This window comes from Bradyrhizobium sp. B039 (genome assembly GCF_038965675.1).
Classification (GTDB): Bacteria; Pseudomonadota; Alphaproteobacteria; order Rhizobiales; family Xanthobacteraceae; genus Bradyrhizobium; species Bradyrhizobium diazoefficiens.
This window is the reverse complement of record NZ_CP152416.1, coordinates 7,875,242-7,897,382: the sequence shown is the minus strand read 5'-3', so window position 1 is coordinate 7,897,382 and position 22,141 is coordinate 7,875,242. Positions and strand designations below refer to the sequence as shown.

Annotated in this window: 8 protein-coding genes and 6 pseudogenes; 11 read left to right on the top strand and 3 right to left on the bottom strand. The window is 59.5% G+C overall.

The window, feature by feature from the left end; translation table 11 throughout:
• Positions 1-76 precede the first annotated feature (76 nt).
• From AAFG50_RS37295 to AAFG50_RS37250, 10 genes and pseudogenes are all read left to right on the top strand, one after another.
• Positions 77-207 (top strand): annotated as a pseudogene (locus AAFG50_RS37295) (ArdC-like ssDNA-binding domain-containing protein); the annotation flags it as partial.
• Positions 204-353: pseudogene (locus tag AAFG50_RS37290) on the top strand (TrbI/VirB10 family protein); the annotation flags it as partial. The pseudogenes AAFG50_RS37295 and AAFG50_RS37290, both read left to right, overlap by 4 nt.
• 821 nt (positions 354-1,174) lie before the next feature.
• Entirely contained in the window at positions 1,175-2,011 is an 837-nt protein-coding gene (locus tag AAFG50_RS37285) for a HAMP domain-containing protein (RefSeq protein ID WP_014498064.1), read from the top strand.
• A complete protein-coding gene (locus AAFG50_RS37280; RefSeq protein ID WP_028175396.1) occupies positions 1,995-2,861 on the top strand; it encodes a PAS-domain containing protein in 867 nt (288 codons plus the stop codon). Before AAFG50_RS37285 ends, AAFG50_RS37280 begins: the two co-directional genes overlap by 17 nt.
• A 1,070-nt stretch (positions 2,862-3,931) precedes the next feature.
• Entirely contained in the window at positions 3,932-4,894 is a 963-nt protein-coding gene (locus AAFG50_RS37275) for a zincin-like metallopeptidase domain-containing protein (protein WP_014498063.1), read from the top strand.
• A gap of 105 nt (positions 4,895-4,999) precedes the next feature.
• A pseudogene (locus tag AAFG50_RS37270) lies at positions 5,000-7,114 on the top strand (ParB/RepB/Spo0J family partition protein).
• A gap of 184 nt (positions 7,115-7,298) precedes the next feature.
• Positions 7,299-8,570, top strand: a pseudogene (locus AAFG50_RS37265) (SAM-dependent methyltransferase); the annotation flags it as partial.
• A gap of 2,043 nt (positions 8,571-10,613) precedes the next feature.
• Positions 10,614-11,500 (top strand): annotated as a pseudogene (gene panB / locus AAFG50_RS37260) (3-methyl-2-oxobutanoate hydroxymethyltransferase).
• Positions 11,454-12,319 (top strand): annotated as a pseudogene (panC, locus tag AAFG50_RS37255) (pantoate--beta-alanine ligase). Before panB ends, panC begins: the two co-directional pseudogenes overlap by 47 nt.
• A 510-nt stretch (positions 12,320-12,829) precedes the next feature.
• Positions 12,830-15,946 (top strand): efflux RND transporter permease subunit, encoded by a 3,117-nt coding sequence (locus AAFG50_RS37250; RefSeq protein ID WP_011084444.1) that lies wholly within the window; start codon positions 12,830-12,832, stop codon positions 15,944-15,946.
• 274 nt (positions 15,947-16,220) lie between these two features.
• Here AAFG50_RS37250 and AAFG50_RS37245 read toward each other — a convergent pair whose 3' ends face one another.
• Positions 16,221-17,228, bottom strand: coding sequence for a GDP-L-fucose synthase (locus AAFG50_RS37245; RefSeq protein WP_011084445.1), 1,008 nt, complete (start codon positions 17,226-17,228; stop codon positions 16,221-16,223).
• Complete coding sequence (gene gmd / locus AAFG50_RS37240) at positions 17,200-18,285, bottom strand: GDP-mannose 4,6-dehydratase (protein ID WP_342714088.1); 1,086 nt, start codon at positions 18,283-18,285, stop codon at positions 17,200-17,202. The genes AAFG50_RS37245 and gmd overlap by 29 nt, the downstream gene beginning before the upstream one ends.
• 1,332 nt (positions 18,286-19,617) lie before the next feature.
• On the opposite strand from gmd, the gene glmS reads away from it, so the two are divergent.
• The gene (gene glmS, locus AAFG50_RS37235) at positions 19,618-21,444 is read left to right on the top strand and encodes a glutamine--fructose-6-phosphate transaminase (isomerizing) (protein ID WP_011084447.1); all 1,827 of its coding nucleotides are present in this window, start codon (positions 19,618-19,620) and stop codon (positions 21,442-21,444) included.
• Between the two features lie 320 nt (positions 21,445-21,764).
• Here glmS and AAFG50_RS37230 read toward each other — a convergent pair whose 3' ends face one another.
• Positions 21,765-21,998: a cold shock domain-containing protein gene (locus AAFG50_RS37230; protein ID WP_018647867.1), complete on the bottom strand. Its 234-nt coding sequence runs from the start codon at positions 21,996-21,998 to the stop codon at positions 21,765-21,767.
• Between the last annotated feature and the right edge of the window lie 143 nt (positions 21,999-22,141).

Here is a 22,141-nt window from a genome sequence, read left to right as displayed (position 1 = left end):
GCCGCGGAGATCCGCGATGCCCAGACACTATCTTCGGGCGTGCACTGGCGAGGACCAGACAAGCCTTTAAGGCAAAATCACCACAAAATTATCGGCGAGCTTGAAGCCGGCCACGTGCCGTGGGTGCAGTCTTGGGGGAGCCCAGAGGCGACGGCGTGCTTGGCCATGCCGAGAAGCGCCACGACTGGCCGTCAACATAGCGGCCTCAGGGAGCAAGGCTCATCGGCGGGTACCACAGCCAGGTCGCTTTTGGCCAGTCGCGCGTTCTGCTGGACTGGACGAGGCTGATCATGCCGAACGGACGTTCAATCGTCTTGGAGCGGCAGCCCGGCAAGGATGCAGCAGGCTATTCTGAACACAGCAGACTGTTCGAACCCATCGGAACCGCGGCATTGATACCGCACATGCTGGCTGGCGCAGTCGAAAACGGTCGGTGCGAGTACGAAGTGGTCAACGCAGAGCCGGTCGGGCCCGGGAAACCCCTGGCGTTGATTCGGAAAGCTCAAGCTGAGCAAGCGTCAAGATGAGCGGTGGCCAACGGGCCCGCGCGGAGCGCAGACCTGTTGACAGGGGCTATGGAGCCCCAGTTTGCCTTCGCCTTCACATTCGAAGGAACGAGCACACCGTCGACGCGAGGTGAAATTGCCTCCTGGTCGGAACTACCCGAGAGAGACAAGGTCGCGATTGGCGCCCTCAGTGCCGCGCAAAGAGCTCGCCGAGCGTTGCCTTGCGTCGACCAGGGAATCCTACGCGCTATTCATGCAAATCCTCGGAAAGAACGCGTTTTTCCAGCGTGATTGTCTGATAGTTCACCACCTTATCTCTCAGTCGTTGCCTGTCCCGCGCCATCGCGGCTGCTCTTTCAGGTGACGTCGCCCACTTGCGCGCCTCAGCAGGCCGGCCACTTGCAAGCGGACCAGCAGCCGTTATCGCGCGCCGTTGGAGTGCCTTGTGCGTTCAGGCCATCATCCCTGCCTACGCCGGCTGCCCTTAGACTTTGATCGCGGGGGCGACATATCAACCGGTGCAGCCGCAGCGCAGCCTCCTCAGACCGTTTCGCGAAGAGATGCTCTGGCGCGTGGGACCTTCGAAAGATAAACCGAGGCGAGGCCGTGAAGTCTCCGCTAGCCCTGCGGGACCAATTCTCTGCCATTCTAGACCGGATAGGTGCATCATGAACGCAGTGACGGTGGGCTTTGGGGCGCAGACCGCGACCACGACGCTGCAAAGGTTTGTCCGCTTTGTGCGCGGCTCCGGTAGCCTGAGCGTGGCCGACAAAGTCTATTCCATCGCCGGATTTTTGACGATCGTCACAATGTTTCTGTTGGTGATGTCGGTCCAATGCGTGCGCCTGCAGACGAACTATCGGCACATGCAGATCGATTCGGCGTCGGCTGCCGTCAATATCGGGCGCGTCAACGCCCTGATCTACGCGATCGTGATGGAGTCGCGCGGGATCTACATGTCCACCGAACCGGCGAAAGTAAAGCAATTCGCGGACGAGTTGGTCAAGTGCAGCGGCGAGCTCACGGCGGTGATGATGCGCTGGGGGCAGACTGTCCATCCCGACGATCTCGAGCAATTCGAGGCGTTCAAACAGCGAGTGATGCAGTTCATCGACTTTCGGCTGGAACTGGTGCGGCGGGGGCTCGAGATCAGTCCGGCCGCGGCTCGTGAATGGGACGATAACCAGGCCAATCGCACCGTGCGCAGCAAGCTCAATGCTGACCTCGAGGCACTGCAGCGATCCTACGATAAGCGAGCCCGCGAAGCCGACCAGCTTGCTGACGAGAACCGCTATGCGGCCTGGTACCTGTTCATGCTTGGACTCGCGGCGCTGGTCCTTGCCGCGATCAACGTCCTCGTCATGCGCGACTCCGTGGTCGGGCGGCTCTCCGATATCGCGCAAGCAACCGACCGGATCGCCGCAGGAGACATCAAGAGCGAGGTGCCGCATCTGATGCGGCACGACGAGATCGGGCATCTGGCCCAACATGCAGCACTTCCGTGATGCCATGCAAAAGATTCCAGAGCTGGAGCAGCTCGAGTTCAACACGGCGCAGCAACGCGACGCCGCTATAACCCAGCGCGACCAGTTCAACGACAAGTACCAGGCCAAGAAGTGGCAGTTATCGGCGGCGATCAACAGCATGCCGCAAGGCCTCATCATGCTTGACGGCAGGGCCAATGTCGTCGCGATGAACAATAACTATCGGCGGATCTACAATCTGCCAGAGACGATCAGGGCTGGCTCTACGCTGGAGAAAATCCTGCAGCATCGTATCAAGAGCGGGCTCTTCAGCGACGACATCGCGAAACATCTCGCGGCGATTGTCGATCGAATCGCCCGGCGCGAGCCGACCGCCTATGAGATCGCGCTAAATGACGGCCGCACCATCAATATCTACGAGCGTCCGATGGATGGCGGCGGGTGGGTGTCCGTGCATGAGGACGTCACCGACCTGCGACATGGCCAGCGGATGTTGGAGAGGACTGAGCGTCTGCTGGCCACCATTGTCGAGAACGTTCACGAAGGCATCATCGCCAAGGACGCGCGCACCTTGCGTTACCTCTTCGTCAACAAGGCGGCGGAGAAGATGATCGGCATGTCGCGGGCCGAAATCGTCGGCAGGACCGCGCGCGAATTGTTCTCCCCGGAGGCGGCCGACTTGATCGAACGGCGCGACCGGCAGTTGCTTGCCCAGAAGCAACAGTTCGAACCCATTGTCGATACTATCGACAGCCCCGTTCGCGGACGGCGTGTGATCTGTGCGCGACGGCTGCAGATTGGCGGCGCCGGAGAGCAGCCGCACACCTTCGTGACTATGGTCGAGATGGGAGCGGATCGCGAACGTCAATAGGGCGATCACACGTCGCCCCTCCTGAGTCGACCGCGCCGGAACTGGACTCGCGGGTACAGTGGGATGCTGCTACCCCGAGGAGGTATCCGGCGAAAAACGCCGGCATTGTATGCATCTGCGCAGGATTTTGTCTCTCCAGCGCTGCTCATTGCATCATTCGAGATCAAAACCTGGCTACAGTCGCCGATTAATCGGGCGACGCAACGCGATCGAGCGTATCGCTTCGCCACGAGGGCGCACAAAGAGCCGAGCTCGTGCGCCCGGTGCCCGAAAATGCAGCCACATTTAGCAGAAACGGTGCCGCTCTTTACGTGCGGGCACGATGTTGCCGCACGAGCGTCCGCCAAAGGAGGCGAAAATGCAGAATAGCTCTCATAGCTCCGAAAACCGAGGGTGCTGTGCGGTGTGTGGTGGAAGGTTCGGGCTGATCCGCCATTACTGGTGGCGAACGGCCCTTTGCTCCAGGAAATGCGTCGATCGCTTCAACGCCCGGCGGGAGGCAGACCAGAAGTGGCTGCGCCGGCTGTTGGCGGCTCCTGCAGAATGCGAGACAAGCCCGAACGGAGCGCATTGCGTGCCATGCACACAGCAACCAGTTGCTTAACTGCAGGAAGCTGCGGTGGACTTCCGAAATGAACGACCAAAGTCCATCAGCGATGCGAGAGTTGCAGGGGCTCCGGCTCATGCCTGCGTTTCTTCGGATAAACGATGCAGCCCTGCATTGTGTGGTTGAGCTGACCGAGCATCTCGCGCTAGGCTTTGGAGCTCCTCGCCGGGGGCACTCGGGAAAGGGGCTCGCCTGCGGCGATCGCTATCACTGCCCCGTTCCCGGGTGCCGCTATTGAACCGGTCTCGTCGCCGCACTCGGTCTCGCGTGCCGCCTTCGGCGTCGCTATGCTCACGCTCCTGCGGGTGCCATCTCTCGAAGGCGATGCGCCCCTGGCGCACGCCTGATCAGGCCTGCAGCCTGGCAGATTGCGAAGAGTCTGAGAGTAAGAGTGCAGGCTGGGTTTTCGTGACGGGTTAGAAGCTGCGAGAGAGGCTCGCGGCGCCCGTCGCGGAGAACCGCGATGTCAAATCCTACTGTTCGCGCGCGCGCCGGCCAGGACCGGGCGAACCTCTATAACGAAATTACCGACAAGATCATTGTCGAGCTTGAGGCCGGACGCGTCCCCTGGGTTCAGCCGTGGGGTACGGCCGCGGCGAAAGCGCCGTTGGCCATCCCGAAAAATGCTTCGACCGATCGGTCCTACAGCGGGATCAACGTCCTTCTGCTCTGGGGAAGCACGATCGAGCATGGTTACAGCGGTCAAAGCTGGCTCACGTTTCGGCAGGCGCTGTCGCTTGGAGGCTATGTGCGCAAGGGGGAGCGTGGCACCGCGGTGGTCTACGCCGACCGTTTCGTGCCGCGCGATGAGAAACAGCGCGCCGCCGAGACCGGCGACGAAGCGCAGGCCATTCCATTTCTCAAGCGATTTACCGTTTTCAACACGGACCAATGCGACGGACTCCCCGGCGAGATCGCGACCGCGGCTCCGCCACCGCCGCCAGGTCTGATCGAGCCTACCGTGGAAACTTTGATCAGGGCCACCGGGATCACATTTCGGATTGGTGGCGATCGCGCATTCTACGCGCCGGCCGAAGACTTCGTGCAGGTCCCGCCGCCGCAGGCCTATTTCGAGCCGATCAATTGGCACCGCACCGCGCTGCATGAACTCGGCCACGCGACCGGACATCGCTCGCGCCTCAACCGCGATCTTAGCGGATCCTATGGCACCAAGAAATATGCCTTCGAAGAACTGGTCGCCGAGTTGAGCTCCGCGTTCAGCTGCGCGTCGCTCGGGATCGTCCCGACCGTGCGCCATGCCGACTATATTGGCTCCTGGCTCGAAGTCCTGCGCGAAGACAATCGGGCTATCGTGCGTGCCGCCTCACAGGCGAGCAAGGCCGCGGACTATTTGCTCGGCTTCATTCCCGAGCCCATTGAGCACGCGTCGCTGGATTCGGCTGTTGCCGATCACGAGACGGCTTGATGCTTGGCCTCCTGTCGCCGCGCAAGAGTGAGAGGAGGGGGCGCTATTCGCGACGGGTTGGAAGCCGAGAGAGAGTCTCACGGCCGCCCGTCGTGGAGAGCCAAAATGACGAAAGCCGTACAAAAGATCACGCTGTCGCCTTCAAGGGACATCCCCTTCAACAAGCTCGTGCTCAGCCAATCGAACGTTCGCCGCGTCAAGGCCGGCGTTTCGATCGAGCAGCTAGCCGAGAGCATCGCGCAGCGTACGCTTCTGCAAAGTCTAAGTGTCCGGGCCGTCGTTGATCCTGATGGCAACGAGACCGGCATGTTCGAGGTACCAGCGGGAGGCAGGCGCTATCGCGCTCTCGAGCTCCTGGTGAAACAAAAGCGGATGTCGAGGACGCAGGCGGTGCCGTGCGTCGTTCGCGAAGGGGGCCTTGCCGAGGACGATTCGATGGCGGAGAACGATGAGCGGGTCGGCCTGCATCCGCTTGATCAGTTTCGGGCCTTCCAGACGCTCCGCGATCTCGGCATGAGCGAGGAAGACATTGCCGCGCGCCATTTCGTGAACCCTGCGATCGTCAAGCAGCGCCTGCGCCTGGCGTCGGTCTCGCCGAAGTTGCATGACGTCTATGCCGAAGACGGCATGACGCTCGAGCAGCTCATGGCGTTCTCAGTTACTGCGGATCACGCCCGCCAGGAGCAAGTCTGGGAGAACCTCAGCCGTTCCGGTTATGACGAGCCATACCAGATCCGCCGCATGCTCACCGAGAACACAGTGCGCGGGTCCGATCGCCGGGCGCAATTCGTGGGCCTCGACGCCTATCAGCAGGCGGGTGGCGGCGTTCTGCGGGATCTGTTCGAGCACGACGACGGCGGTTGGCTTCAGGATATCGTGTTGCTCGACCGCCTCGTGATCGAAAACTCAAAGCCGAAGCTGAGACGATTGCTGCCGAGGGCTGGAAGTGGATCTCAGTCGCCGTAGAGTTCTCCTACGGTCACACACAAGGCCTCCGGAAAATCGAAGGAAAATCTGTCGATCTCTCGCCTGGGGAGCGGGCCACCATCGATGCCCTGAACACCGAGCAAGCCAAGCTTGAAACCGAATACCAGGATGCCGACGAATTGCCCGAAGAAGTCGATCAGCGCCTCGGCGAAATCGAGTCGGCGCTGGCGGCGTTCGAGAACCGGCCGATGCTTTACGATCCGGCGGAGATCGCCCGGGCTGGTGTCTTCATCAGCATCGATTCCGAAGGACGGCTCTGCGTGTATCGTGGTTACGTCCGGCCTGAGGACGAAGTGCCGGCAACCGATCCTGATATCGCGCAGGCCGCCGATCCGTCGTCGAACGAAGGGAAGGAGCCCAGCACTTCAGTCCAGCGCACGGTCATCGCAGTCGCGGGTAGTGCGCCTGATGCCGAAGAAGAAGATGACGACGCGGCCAGGCCTCTGCCGGATCGGTTGATCACCGAGCTGACGGCGCATCGCACGTTGGCATTGCGCGACGCGCTGGCAGAAAATCCTGCGATCGCGTTCCAGCGGTGCTGCACAACTTCGTGCTGACGGCCTTTTACCGGTTCGCGTCATCCGGAAGCTGTCTAGAGATCGGCCTTCGCACGCCGAACTTTCCTGCCCAAGCTCCGGGGCTGAGGGAAAGCGCCTCCGCCAAGGCTGTCGAGGCGCGGCACGAGGCCTGGAAGGCGCGGTTGCCGAAGAGGGAGAACGATCTTTGGGATGCGCTAACGGCTCTCGATGGTGGTGCACAAGCATCGCTGTTCGCCCACTGTGCATCTTTTGCGGTCAATGCCGTCTATGAGCCGGCCAATCGCTACAATCAGGCTCGCGTCTCAGCACACGGCGTCCGCACGCGTCTCGACCGCGCTGATGTGCTGGCGCGGGCGGTCGGGCTAGACATGGTGCAGGCAGGGTGGAAGCCCTCCGTCGACAACTATCTCGGCCGGGTCACCAAGCCGCGCATTCTGGAGGCCGTACGGGAGGCTAAGGGCGAGTCGTCGGCTCAACTGATCGACCATCTTAAGAAGGCCGACATGGCCAAGGAGGCCGAGCGCCTTCTGGATGGCTCAGGCTGGTTGCCGGAGCCGCTGCGTCTCGTCGATCCCGATGCAGCGCCAGTGGGGCAGGAGGGCGAAGCGGGCCGGCTGCCCGAATTCCTCGCCGACGATGAGGATCAGGAAAACGCCAGCGACGATGATCCGCACAGCTCGACGCGGCTGAATGAAATTAAGGAGCGGGATGGCACGGCCGTCCCGCAGTAGCGCGGGGGACCGGCGTGCGGCGCCGGTCCCTATTTTTATGCCCGAGGTCTGAGAGGGAGAGCGGGCCGGGAAGGGTTTGAGCCGTCCAGGTCAGAGGAGAGCGCCTGGCGGTTCGACCCCTTCCTGCTCTCCGAAAGAATTCCTGCCATGACCGAATCTCTCGTCGGCGGCGCTGCCGCCGCGCCGCTTTCGTTGCGCGCCGCTGCAACTTTCACCTCCGCCGCCGTCAGGGCAGCGCGACAGCTCCTGACCGAGTTCGAACGCGGTAGGGGCATCGATGCCGCTGTTCTGCGTAGCGCCATGGAGGCTGCGTTCGGCGCCTCCGACGCGGCCGGCGCCTGGAACTGGAAGACCGCCTATGACGTCTGCGAGGCGGCAACCGTTCTGTTCCTTCGTAAGTTCGGACCGGCCATACGGGCCAGGGCTGGCTCGACGGCCGCCATGCTGCCGATGCTGGCGAAAGTCGCGAACCGTCTGCCGACCCACACGCGGCGTTCCGAGGACAGTCAGGCGCTTCAGCAATTCTCGACGCCGATCCCGCTTGGGCTGATTGCATGCACCGCAGCCGCCATTACATCCGCCGATCGCGTTCTGGAGCCTTCTGCCGGGACCGGTTTGCTCGCCATCTTTGCCGAGCTCGCCGGCGGCGACTTGGTGTTGAACGAGTTGGCCGAGAGCCGGGCGGGATTGCTCGAGCATCTATTCGCGGATGTTAACGTCACGCGGTTCGATGCTGCTCAGATCGATGACCACCTCGACGCGAGCGTTGTGCCGAGCGTCGTTCTGATGAACCCGCCGTTCTCCGCGGTGGCGAATGTCGATCGACGAATGGCGGACGCCGCCTTCCGGCACATCGCTTCGGCGCTCGCGCGTCTTCGCGATGGCGGACGCCTCGTCGCCATCGCTGGCGCGGGCCTTGCGCCGGATAACCCGGCGTGGCTAGAGGCCTTTGTTCGCCTCCAGGAGCGCGGACGGGTCGTGTTTTCTGCCGCGATCGACGGCGCCGTCTACGCCAAGCACGGCACTCAGACGGAGACGAGGCTGCTCGTCATCGACAAGTTACCCGCTGCCGATCCGAAGGCATTTCCCACCTCGCAAGGCATGGCCGGCGATGTCCCCGCCTTGCTCGAGTGGGTCACCCAGCATGCGCCCCCGAGGTTGCCCGTCACTGCGCCGGTCGTAGCCGACGTCATTAGGCGCCCTGCAATCTCCCGATCGGCCGGCGCCATTGCACCCAGCCCCTCATCCACTTCGGGGAGCGCGCCAGAAGGTGTGGAGCTTGCGTACAAGATCGTCGAATGGTCGCCGCCGGAAAGCGCCCGCCTCACCGATGCGCTCTATGAGGAGTTCGGATTGCAGTCGATCCGTATTCCCGGATCGTGTGCACATCCGACCAAGCTCGTGCAGTCGGCGGCGATGGTTTCCTCATCGCGGTCTACGAGGGTCTCGGATAACTTTCCAGCGGCTTTCTATCGTGCTCCGCCTCGATTGACTCTGCCCACATACTTGCGTCGCTCATGTGCGATTGGCATGTTTTCTTGTTCATGCAACGTGCATGTGTCTGGTCGTGCTGGTGTCTCCAATTCAAGGCAAAAACTAGCTTAGAGAGTCGCCGACGAGGAGGGGAGCCACCGATTTTGGTAGGTGCCCCTTGGTACTTCTCGAAGATACAACTTTGTAGCCCTTTAGAATTGGAGCCTCTTGGGAGCAAAGGTGGCCAGCCCCAGTCTTTGCGACCGGGTTGGCCACCAGCGCTCGCGACATCATGCCCACAGGGCAGCTACAGGCCAACGAATGCATATATTCGAGCGGCATATTACGTCCTTGCGGCCGCAAGCGCTTGCGGTGCTTGCAGCCAATCGGGTCCGCGCCCCCCATCGGTCTCTGGGACTATCAGATCGCAGGGCGGCCACATTTAACGTCGACGAAGTTCTGGCGATGCTGGCCATACTCGATTGCGTGGAACCCAACCTGCGGCCGAAAAGCGCGACAGATCGCTGCGCGCATACGCGCGCCTCTAGAGGGGCCGCATGGGGGGGCAACCAGTTCGGGTAGGATGTCTGTGAGACCATGAGGTGTGAGCTTTCAGTAGGTTGTCCATCCGGTCCTGAACGAGGAAGCAACCTGCCGAAGCTTTAGCCTACCCCTTAAGGATCGGATGAACGCCCCCAAGAATGCGCCATTGACGCCGAAAGGCCATGGCGCCAATCTTGATCGAGGCTGGCCTAACGAAGGCTGCAGTGCGCTGCAACTCGCCGTTTTCGGCGAGGACGGTCGCCAAGTTTAAGCGTTCGGCGAGGAAGGAGTGGATGGACCGTGATCGCTCCACAAGACCTCTTTTATCCAAGCCAAATCCTGCCTTCCCATGCGCAGAAGCCGGAACGTTGGGACGACAGCGCCACAGGTCAAACAGATCTCAATCGAGGCCGGTAGTGTCGCCGGCGACCTTCAGCCCTATCCGGCGCCGGCTGGGATTAAACCGATTGCGCAACCTGGGCCCGGCTGAGCCGGAGCGACGCTATGAACGTGAGCATTCCGGCGGACCCGATCCGGGTCGGTATCAAAAAGCTCGGCAAGGTGACCATATAGGCCAGCGGTTAATGGACCGGACAGGACAGAGCAGCCTGCGGGGGAGGACTGCCGAGACGGACGCCTCGGTCTCAAGCACATCGGTACAAAACTCTATAGGAGCTCTTTACCGATCAATCGGCTCAGAAATACAATCTGTTGCATGCCGCCTTATGCTCACCTCGGTGGATTTAACACTGGAAAAAATCGATGCATCAAAAGTGCGCTGTAGAAGTAAACCCGATCGGTCCGACGCGACAGCCGGCCCGCGAATCGGCCGAAGCCGAACACGCCCGCAAGACCTACAGCAAGCGAAGGAAGCCTTCTGGCGTTGATGACGCAACCAAAAGGAATTTTCACCATCTGCGGGTGATTTCCGAGAGGGTCTTTCCTTTCTTCTTGGCGGGTCGACAGATTTCTTCCGCTCTCACAGGGAAGTCGCGGGTGCGCAAAACACTTGGCGAGAAAAGTAGTCGCTGCGAAGGATGTGCTGGAGGCCAATCTTCATTGTCGCGGTTCCGCCACCCTCGATCCACATCCTTATTTCGAAGTGGCCATTCCACCGATGGGCTTGTGGAGATATGGAACAAGAACTCCTATGGGCGACTTCGACCTATGTCATTCTCGCGCACGTGCCTCGCGATGGTGTGTTCTCAACGGCGCTGGTGCGCGGATCCACCAAGCCCATACGCAACTCACTTTTTGCCCTTTGTCCTTCTTGGACAGCGACGAAGAGCGGATTGACGCTGAAGAATTGTAGCAACCAGACTGCTGATCGCGTGGGATACTCGATCAACTCGAGCGCTGGGGATCGCTATAACTTTGCAATAGGCGGCGAGTTGGTTGAAGTTCAAAGCTTTGTCAGTTCGCAGCTAAAAATCGAACTGAGTTCAAATGAGTCGCGTTTCGGAGCAACCGGTCGACCGCATCACAATTCCCCTCCTGCAGCGGTGGAAGCAGGACGGCCGGCGTCTAGTCATGACGACTGCCTACGACGCGGTTGCGGCGCCTATCCCGGATCCTTCCATCGATATCAGTCTCGTCGGTGACAGCGGGGGTAACGTCTGCCTTGGATTCGAAAACACGCCTCCAGTAAGTGTTGCGATGATGAACCATCACCTCGAAGCCGCCGTACGCAGCAAACCGCGTGCCTTGCTCGTCGCCGATATGTCCTTTCTTAGCTTCCACGTCAGCGTTGAGGAGACCATACGAAATGCTGGCGGATTTCTGCAGCGAGGAGCAGCTGCGGCGAGACTCGAGGGCGGTGGCAAAAGAATCGAGATGGTGCGTGCCATTGTCGATTGCGAGATTCCCGTGATGGGTCATCTCGGTCTTGTTCCGCAGAGCGTTAATGTCATGGGCGGCTTCAAAGTGCAGGGCCGCAAAGTGGATGAAGCGCTGCGTTTGCTCGATGATGCTCATCGTCTGCAGGAGGCCAGCTGTTTCGCTTTGGTATTGGAGGGCACTCCGGCTGAGCTTACTGCTCGAGTAAGCGATTCCTTGACAATACCGACGATCGGAATCGGCTCGGGCCCAGACTGTTCAGAGCAGGTGCTCTGTTTCATGACGTGCTGGGCCAAACCGAAGGTCATCGCCCCAAATTCGTTCCCGCCTATACGGAAGGCTTTCAGCAGTTCCATGATGCGCTTTCGCGCGGGGCAGCGGATGTCCGCCGTGGCGCGTTCCCCGGCCCGCAAGAGTCCTATCGGCTTCCCGAAGGCGTTGGGGAGGCAATTGCCAACTGGGCGCCATCCACCTCAAATTATCACGAGCGTCGCTGAACTTCGCCGCACTCTCGCAAAATCCCGCAGTGCCAATCAAAGGGCCGGATTGTGCCGACGGTGGGCTATCTCCACGATGGCCACCTGGCGCTGATCGCAGCGAGCCAAGCAAAATGCGATGTGACCGTCGTCAGCATCTTCGTTAACCCCACTCAGTTCGGAGCAAATGAAGATCTCAGCACCTATCTGCGCGACTTCTTGCGCGATGAAGAACTGTGCCGGGATCTGGTGTTGCGATCCTCTTCGCGCCCGATGCACAGGAAGTCTATCCGAGCAATTTCGAAACCTTTGTTGGACCTGGCGACCTCGCGAAACCTCTATGCGGCGCTTTCAGGCCCGGACATTTTCGCGGTGTGGCGACTGTCGTCTGCAAGTTGTTCAACATGGTGCAGCCCCACGTCGCTTTTTTGGCCAGAAGGATGTTCAGCAATGCGTAGTCGTGCGTCGCATGGTGGTTGATCTCAATGTCCCGATCGAGATCGTCACCGTACCGACGGTTCGTGAAAAGGATGGGCCCGCCATGAGTAGTCGCAATCGCTATCTCAGCTAGGAAGCGCGCAGCAGGCCCTTGCAATCAACCAGGGGCTGCCCGCGGCGCTCGATGATTTTCGGTCTGGAGAGTGCAACGTACAAAAGCTGATTGCGGCTGCCAAGGCATTTGGAGGCGGTTGACACATTGCAGTATCTTGACTTATCGACGGTGACACGCCCAAAACCGCCGATAGTCCACTGCGACTCCCCGCGGCGCTATGTACGGCCGCCTACGTTGGCTCAACGCGTCGGATCGACAAAGTGGTATTGGCGTTGCCAACTCGGTAGCGCAAGGCGTGGACAAGCCAGAGCGCAGCTTATTGAGCTGACAGAAACGCTCAAAGCACTGTTCCGAGAGGCATATCGAACTGGCAGCAGAGGGCAAGCCCCGAGACGGCTTTGTTCGGCGAGTTAGCGAAGCGATAGCGGGCGCGCACTGAATATGCGGGGCTAAAAATTTGTGTTTAGCAACTCCGCAAGTCTTGCGACGGTGATCAGCGGCGAACTCGATAAACCTTGGTATAGTGCTTTGCAGCCGATGCTATATCACTCACTTACCTTTGTAGAGTTGAGTACCGGTCAGGTCGTTTGTAATTCCGATGTCGAAGTGCGAAGCCTGAACTAATGCCCGGCTAGAAGTCGTTGCGTTCTAATCAACTATTCTTGTCGGGCCTTTCGCCGATAAACGCAAAAAGGGCACGAGCTCTACAGCGGGGGCTCTAGCACAGTCGCCGCATTGCTGACCATTGCCTTAAAGTTGGTGGCAGATTTACATCCCAATCCCGAATACGAGTTGACATGACATTTACCGCGCTTTTCATCAAACGTCCGGTATTGTCAATCGTCGTGAGTTTCCTGATCTTGCTGATCGGCTTGCGCGCCGCGGTCCTACTGCCGATCCGGCAATATCCGAAGCTAACCAATACGGTCATCAATATCACGACTGCCTATCCTGGCGCCTCGGCCGACATGATCCAGGGGTTCATCACCACTCCCCTGGAGCAAGCAGTCGCGTCCGCCGAAGGCGTCGACTACATCAGTTCCTCGTCTATGCTTGGTGTCTCGACTATTCTAGTTTACATCAAGCTGAACTTCAATCCAAACGAAGCGCTCACGGAGGTGCTCTCCAAGGTCAACTCAGTCAAATACCTGATCCCGAAGGAATCAAACGATCCAGTCGTCACGAAGTCGAGCGGTCAGACGAATGCTGTCATGTATATCGCTTTCTCCAGCGATGAGCTAGCGGCCAGTGCGATCACCGACTACCTCGCGCGCGTCGTGCAACCGGTTATCTCAACCGTCGACGGCGTTTCAGCGGCTGACATCCTAGGCGGCCAGAGTTTTGCGATGCGGCTATGGCTAGACCCTGCGAAAATGGCTGGGCATGGCATATCGCCGGCTGAAGTTTCGGCTGCAATCGCAGCTAACAACTTCCAGGCTGCGGCAGGCCAGACCAAGGGCTATTTCACTATCTCCGATGTCACAGCAAATACGGATTTGCGGAGTGTTGACGATTTCAAGCGTATGATTGTCAAGGCGAATGACGGTGGCTTTGTGCGCATGGAAGACATTGCGGTAGTCGAACTTGCCGCGCAGATGACGGACACTACCGTCACGATGAACGGCGACCACGCGGTCTTTGTCGGCGTGCAAGCGAGCCCGGAAGGCAATCCGCTAAACATAGTGCGAGGCGTTCGGGCGCTGTTTCCTGAAATGGAGCGTAACCTGCCGCCGCCGCTGAAGATGAAAGTGGCCTACGACTCATCCAAGTTTATTCAATCATCGATCGACGAAGTGAAGAAGACGCTCATTGAGGCCGTCGTGGTTGTGGTCGTCGTGATCTTTCTTTTCCTGGCCTCGCTGCGGTCCGTCATCATTCCTGTGGTTACTATTCCGTTGTCTCTCGTTGGTGTCTGCAGCATGATGCTGGCGCTGGGGTTCTCATTCAACCTCCTGACGCTCCTTGCGATGGTTCTCGCGATCGGCCTCGTGGTCGACGACGCAATCGTGGTGGTGGAGAATATTCATCGCCATTTAGAAGAAGGAGCGGCTCCGCTACAGGCTGCTACAAGGGGCGCGCGCGAGATCGTCGGTCCGGTTATCTCCATGACGATTACCTTGGCTGCGGTATATGCCCCGATCGGATTCCTTGGCGGCCTCACCGGTGGCCTGTTCCGCGAATTCGCGTTCACGCTGGCAGGAGCGGTGATCGTGTCCGGTGTGGTCGCTTTGACGCTGTCGCCCATGATGTGCTCTCTCTTCCTGAGGCGCGCCAAGGGGGGACGATTTGCAAGGCTTGTGAACCGCGGGTTCAGTGCCGTAACACGATGGTACGGCCGCAAGCTCGACCGTTCGCTCGACTATCGCCCAATTACCGGCCTATTTGCGCTGACCATGTTGGGACTTGTCGGCTTTCTCTATATGCATATTTCCAAGGAACTAGCGCCGGAGGAGGATCAAGGTATCATATTCGCGCTAACTAAGGCGCCGAAATACGCCAATATCGACTACCTCGACTATTATGGCACCAAGCTTGAAAGCGCGTTGAAAAAAGTTCCAGAGACTGACTTGAGCTTCGTGTTCAATGGCATTGGCGGCCAGCAGAGTGGCATGGCCGGCATGTTGCTCAAGCCTTGGGACGAACGCAAGCGATCATCGATTGTACTAAAGTCGCTTGTTCAGGCCGAGCTATCCAAAATCGAAGGCATCAACGCGTTTGCCTTTAGCTTGCCTCCGCTGCCGGGCGGTTCTGGTGGCCTACCAGTCCAGATGGTGATCAATTCGACTCTTGGCTTTCAATCCATCCACGAGCAGATGTCAAAGTTGAAGGATGCCGCGCAGAAGAGCGGCCTCTTCATGGTGAGCGACTCCGACCTCGAGTTCAACCAGCCGGTGGTACGAATCAAGGTTGATCGATCGAAGGCTAACGAGCTTGGCATCACCATGCAGATCGTCGGTAACGCGCTCGCCACCTTACTTGGGGGAAATTACGTCAACCGCTTCAATCTGCAGGGCCGCTCCTACGAGGTGATCCCGCAGGTGCCGCGAGAGGAACGGCTAGTGCCGCAATCAATCGGAAGCTATTATGTGAAGACTGCGACGGGATCGATGCTTCCGCTGTCTACCGTAGTCTCCACCGAGACTGCGACCGATCCGAATGCGCTCACCCACTACAACCAGCTCAACTGCGCGACCTTTCAGGCCGTGCCGATGCCCGGCGTCACGATCGAACAGGCCGTGGATTTCCTAGAAGCCGAGGCGAAGAAACTGCCCCCGGGCTTCAGTTACGACTTCCTGGCCGACGCCCGCCAGTACGTGCACGAGGGTAATCAATTGGCGATTACCTTCGCATTTGCCCTCATCATCATATTCTTAGTGCTTTCGGCGCAGTTCGAAAGTCTGCGCGATCCGCTCATCATCATGATCAGCGTGCCGATGGCAATGGTCGGCGCCTTGATTCCGCCGTTCCTCGGCTGGGCGACCATGAACATCTACACCCAGGTTGGACTGTTGACACTGGTCGGGTTGATTTCAAAGCACGGCATCCTAATGGTTGAGTTCGCCAATGAGCTGCAGTTCAAGGAGAGATTTGACCGTCGCTCGGCTATAGAGATGGCGGCGCGTGTCCGACTGCGCCCAATCTTGATGACCACGGCGGCAATGGTCACGGGCTTCATACCCTTGTTGACGGCAACCGGAGCTGGCGCCGCGAGCCGGTTCTCGATCGGACTCGTTCTCGCCGCTGGCATGTCTGCGGGCACGCTGATCACGCTATTCGTGCTCCCGGCGGTCTATGTCGCGATCGCGTCCGATCACCGTGGTAATGGGGGTGTCGTCCGCGCGAACCTCGCCGAGCGCGACTTCACCAGCGCTGCTGATGCCGAGGTAACAAAGCATGACCATCAAATCATCTAGGTTTGCTAGTGTGACGCGCGAAGGAGCTTAGGACCACTTCACGGTTCTTTACACATCGAGAACTTCGCGTGCTTGGTGCCAAACTGGGCGCATCTTTTCGGCGGTTAACAGTCGGAGATCCGCTGCTGCCGCCCCAGGTTTAAGCGGCGCCGGGTATTCACGGAGACCTGACGCCCAAGCTCGACCAAAGGAGAATCGGTGCTCTCTTGATCAAAAAGGAGGGCTGACAGATCATCGCAAGGCTCAGCCCCTTCGGAACATTGCTCGATATGATCTAGCCGGTGATGCAGGCTGCCTTGTCGAGAACGAGCAGATCACTCTGGAGCCGTCCGTCTCTCTCAGCGCAAAACACCCGGTATGCCAGCTGAATGCCTTCCGTGAGCGAGGTGGTGGCTCGCCAGCCGAGTCTGGACAGCCGACTAACATCCAGCAGCTTGCGCGGCGTTCCGTCCGGGCGCGACGTATCCAAGCTGATTTCACCGCGAAAGCCGACGGCGGCCGCGACCATCAGTGCTAAATCGGCGATGGTGATGTCCTCGCCGGTGCCGATATTGACCGGTTCCGGCGACGAATAGGTCTTCATCAGGTGCACGCAGGCATCCGCCATGTCGTCGACATAGAGGAACTCGCGCCGGGGCGTGCCGGTGCCCCACACGATGACGCGCTTCGCTCCCGAAACCTTCGCCTCGTGGAAGCGGCGGATCAGCGCGGCGACGACGTGGCTCAGCTCGGGGTGATAATTGTCGCCGGGGCCGTACAGATTGGTCGGCATCACGCTGATGAAGTCGCTGCCATACTGGCTGCGATAGGCCTCCGCCATCTTGATGCCGGCGATCTTGGCGATCGCATAGGGCTCGTTGGTCGGCTCCAGCGGACCGGTGAGCACGGAATCCTCGCGCAGCGGCTGCGGCGCCAGCTTCGGATAGATGCAGGACGAGCCCAGAAACATTAGCTTCTCGGCGCCGTTCTGATGCGCGGCCTGGATCACGTTCGCCGCAATCGCGATGTTGTCGTAGATGAACTCGGCGCGCAGCGTGTTGTTGGCGACGATGCCGCCGACCTTGGCCGCGGCGAGGAAGATCACTTGCGGCCGCGTCCTGGCGAACCAGTCGAACACGGCGGCCTGGTTGCAGAGATCGACCTCGCGCCGGTCGACCGTGACGAGCCGCACCTCCTCCCGTGCCAGCCGGCGCACCAGCGCGGCTCCGACCATGCCGCGATGGCCGGCGACGTAGACGCTCTTGCCCCTCAGCTCAAACGGTGCGTTTGCCACTGGCCGCATCCCGTTTTGTCTCCGCCAGATCGCTCGTCATCATCTCCTCGACGAGCTGGGCAAAGCTGCGCTTCGGCGTCCAGCCGAGCACCTCGCGCGCCTTGCTGGCGTCGCCGACGAGAAGATCGACCTCGGTCGGACGGAAATAGGTCGGATCGATCTTCACCACAATCTTGCCGCTCGTCTCGTCGACGCCGGTCTCCTCGACGCCCTTGCCGCGCCAGGCGATGCGACGGCCGACATGGGCAAAGGACAGCTCGACCATCTCGCGCACCGAGCGCATCTCGCCGGTGGCGAGCACGAAGTCGTCGGGTTTGTCGGCCTGCAGGATCTTGTGCATGCCCTCGACATAGTCCCTGGCATGGCCCCAGTCGCGCTTGGCTTCGAGATTGCCGAGATAGAGCGTCTGTTCCAGCCCGACCTCGATACGCGCGACGCCGCGGGTGATCTTGCGGGTCACGAAGGTCTCGCCGCGGATCGGGCTCTCATGGTTGAACAGGATGCCGTTCGACGCGAACATGCCGTAGGCTTCGCGGTAGTTCACCGTGATCCAGTAGCCGTAGAGCTTGGCAACGCCGTAGGGCGAGCGCGGATAGAACGGCGTCGTCTCCTTCTGCGGGATCTGCTGCACCAGGCCGTAGAGCTCGGAGGTCGAGGCCTGGTAGAACCGCGTCTCCTTCTCCATGCCGAGGATGCGGATCGCTTCCAACAGGCGCAGCACGCCGATGGCGTCGGCATTGGCGGTGTATTCCGGGCTCTCGAAGCTGACGGCGACGTGGCTTTGAGCTGCGAGATTGTAGATCTCGGTCGGCCGGATCTGCTGCACCAGGCGGATCAGATTGGTCGAATCCGTCATGTCGCCATAGTGCATCAGGAACGGAACGTTGCCGACATGCGGGTCCTGATAGAGGTGATCGACGCGCGCGGTGTTGAACGAGGACGAGCGCCGCTTGATGCCGTGCACGACATAGCCGAGCGACAGCAAATATTCGGCGAGATAGGCGCCGTCCTGACCGGTCACGCCGGTGATGAGAGCGACACGCCCCTTTGAGTTGCGAACCGTCATGGTCTTCCTTAGTTGCACCGGAAAGAGCTGCACTCTGAGAAATCATTGCGAAGCCGCTTCTCGAAAAGATCGATATGCGGATGCGCGCTCCATCGCAATTAAAGGATACGCTCGGCAAGCCAAGTCATACACCGGACTCAGGAAAACACACCATATACATTGATTTAGGTGGACTGAATGATGCCGGCGCATGAGCTTCAAAGATGAAAGTCGAGCGAACCCTCGCAACGGCGACGATCCCAAGCAGGCGGGATGGATGGTAGGCCCTGTTAGACGCGCTCGGGGGCGCTTTGCCTCCTCGCGATATTTCTGGGGTCCTTATCTTTCCACGCGCGCAGGTATGTTTTCCGTTTGGTCCCTCATGGCGCGGAAGAGTGACGTGGTGAGACTTCCGACTAGAAGACGTAGCCTTCGCGGCTCATAATCAGCGCCGCTTTGCTAATTGCGGGTAGGCAATGGACGGCCTGATGCAAAACAGAATGAGAAAGAAAGGCAAACGTTGGTATAGACTTTGTAACGTTTCGATATCGAAATCTTACGTTCGTACAATGGAGCTTTGATGCCAGTCCTCTAACTTGACCGGGCATAAGTTGCCTCTGTCCAATCATGAAAAGTCTCTTAAACCCTCATCGCAAGTGTGTTTCCAGCAAGTCGGGAGCAGCTGCGCAAAGAGATGAGCAGGGACTATGCGGAACGTGGGCAGATCTCATCTTTCTGTCTGAAATGGAGCGAAGCCCAGACGAAGCGTCACTCGCCCGGGAGAATGATTAGTGAGACGCGAGGACTCAGTTGTTGCCATATTGACCGTGCCCGGCAAGCTGGCATCGCTTCTCGCTTCTTCTGAGAACACAAACTGCGTCCTGAAATGGCTCCTCGGTGAGAGTGAGCCAAGCAAGATAACCTGCTTCACCGTAGGATAATTGGCTTTCCGTTCTGTTCGAATGCCCTCAATCTATGGAGCGAGACTATTTGATACATCTTGGCAGCGGCTTGTTGCGCCGGCGACAGTTAGTGAGGCCGTCGAGCGAGCCTGTTTGGGCGGACTTGGATGCGCCGTGCAGGCGCACTAGCGCATCTGATTCTGCTTCAGGCAGTCACGCCAATGGCGATGGCATCGCAGTGTTTCTTCGATCGGCCAGCCAAAAGCGGAATCTAGCTGGGCGAAGCGATGATGGCCGGGAGATCTAAATGAGGCCAGAGAATGCGGCGGTGATAAAGGCGCCCGCTGAAAATCCCGAACCTAAACCTGTTACCTTTGGGCAAACGAAGTTTGCGACGGTGCTCCTGTTGGAGGAACGTCAGACTTCTTGAAGCTGGGCTGCATGGATTGATATGTGTGGAATTGTTGGCATTTTGGGCCGTGGTCCGGTCGTTGATAAGTTGGTCGCGTCGCTCAGGCGATTGGAATATCGTGGCTACGATTCCGCGGGCCTCGCAACTCTCGAAGGAGTCCGGATCGAGCGCCGCCGCGCCGAAGGTAAGCTGAGGAACCTTGAGGAGCAGCTGCGCTATTGTCCGCCGTCGGGGCATGCTGGCATCGGTCACACCCGCTGGGCGACTCATGGAAAGCCGACCGAAAGCAATGCTCATCCGCATGCGACGGAGAATGTCGCGGTCGTTCATAACGGGATCATTGAGAATTTCCGCGAGCTGCGAGCCGAGTTGGAGCGGAATGGAGCCGGCTTTAACTCGGAGACGGACACCGAGGTAGTGGCGCATCTCGTCGATTCCTATCTCAAGAATGGCTACTCGCCGCAGGATGCGGTACAGGCGTCACTGCCGCGACTGCGTGGTGCCTTCGCGTTGGCATTCCTTTTCAAAGCGAACGACGATCTTTTGATCGGTGCTTGCAAGGGCTCGCCGCTCGCGATCGGACATGGTCGCGGCGAAGTGTATCTAGGCTCGGACGCAATTGCGCTCGCACCTTTGACCGACACCGTCACCTACCTTGAAGACGGCGACTGGGCCGTGCTTACGCGCGCAACGTGCGTGATTTATGGTGCAGACGGCTCTATCGTCCAGCGGGAAACATCAAAATCTGGCGTATCAGCGCTCCTTGTGGACAAAGCGAATTACCGCCACTTCATGGCCAAAGAAATTCACGAGCAGCCGACAGTGGCCGGCAAGACATTGGCGCATTATCTCGATGTTGCGGCCAAACGCGTCGCCCTGCCGCTCGCGTTGCCCTTCGACTTTAATTGCATTCAGCGCATTTCAATTACTGCGTGCGGCACGGCTAGCTACGCTGGGCACATCGCCAAATACTGGTTCGAGAGGCTCGCGCGTTTGCCTTGCGACGTCGATGTAGCCTCTGAATTCCGCTACAGGGAGGCGCCTTTGCGCCGAGGCGATCTCGCAATAGTCATCTCGCAATCGGGCGAAACCGCTGACACATTAGCTGCCTTGCGATACGCCAAGGGCAAGGGCTTGCATACGATATCTGTGGTTAATGTACCGACGTCGACGATTGCGCGCGAGAGCGAATCCGTTTTGCCTACCCTGGCAGGGCCAGAAATCGGCGTCGCTTCCACCAAGGCATTTATCTGCCAGCTGATGGTATTGGGGGTGCTTGCCGTCAGAGCAGCTAAGGAGCGGGGTAAGCTGTCTGAAATCGATGAATCGCAGCTCGTGCGCGAGCTCATTGAGGTGCCGCGATTGATTGCTGCGGCCCTGTTGGTCGAGCCCCAGATTGAGAAGCTCGCGCGTTATATCGCCGGCGCGAGGACAGTACTCTATCTCGGTCGTGGCACATCGGCCCCCTTGGCCTTGGAGGGCGCGCTCAAGTTGAAGGAAATTTCCTATATCCACTCAGAGGGCTACGCCGCCGGCGAGCTCAAGCACGGCCCGATCGCACTGATCGATGAGGCTGTGCCTGTGGTGGTGATCGCGCCTTACGACGAGGTCTTCGAGAAGACCGTCTCTAACATGCAAGAGGTGGCCGCTCGGGGCGGCAAGATCATCCTGATCACCGATGCGAAGGGTGCGTCTGAAGCGATGGTAGACACGCTCCTGACCATCGTGCTGCCGGCAATGGTCGCAAGCTTTACGCCGCTGGTCTATGCCATTCCGGTCCAGCTCTTGGCTTACCATACCGCGGTCGCAAGGGGGGCGGACGTGGATCAGCCGCGTAATCTTGCAAAATCGGTCACGGTGGAATGAGGCTGGAGAAGTTAGTATCAAAGCATTGAGGTCTCGGCCTCGAGCCATTCGGCGCGGGTTTGGTGGCCTAGGTTCTGCGGGGACGGAATCCGACAAGTTCCCAATCCGGGTCGCTCGTAGCTGTCGTGCGGTTTTGGTGAACTTAGCTGATGCTGCCATCAGCCTCGTATAGCAGAATCGACTAGCCTAGGGGCGATCCGGGATGTTGCACGACTGGGACGGCGTTCATCACGCCCGTCCACAGCCCTGTTGCCCTGGTCGCCATCGACCGGAACAGGTGGTCGTCATCGATCGGAAATGGTGGTCGCCATCAATCGGATTCACTGGTCGCCGTGCCCCGGAGCGCGCAGCCTGACTTCGACGGCTCTGTACTTCGAGCGCTGTTTATTGAAACGAATACCGAAAGTCACGCGCGTGCCGGACACCAGATCAGCCCCTGCGCAGCCGCGAAGGTCCGATATGTGCACGAACAAATCCTTGCCGTCGCCATAGTCAGGCCGAATGAACCCCCAGCCCTTTTCAACGCTGTACGACACTACTGTTCCGGTGCGCATGTTTGTTCCACGGTCTTGCGGCTCGATATCGCCGCCTACTACTCCGGAGCTGCGGGTGCACTTTCCGTTCCTAACTCGGCGGCGACGAGCGCGAGCGAAGATGAGCGCCACCACTTGAACATCCTGACTCACCTCGCCTCACA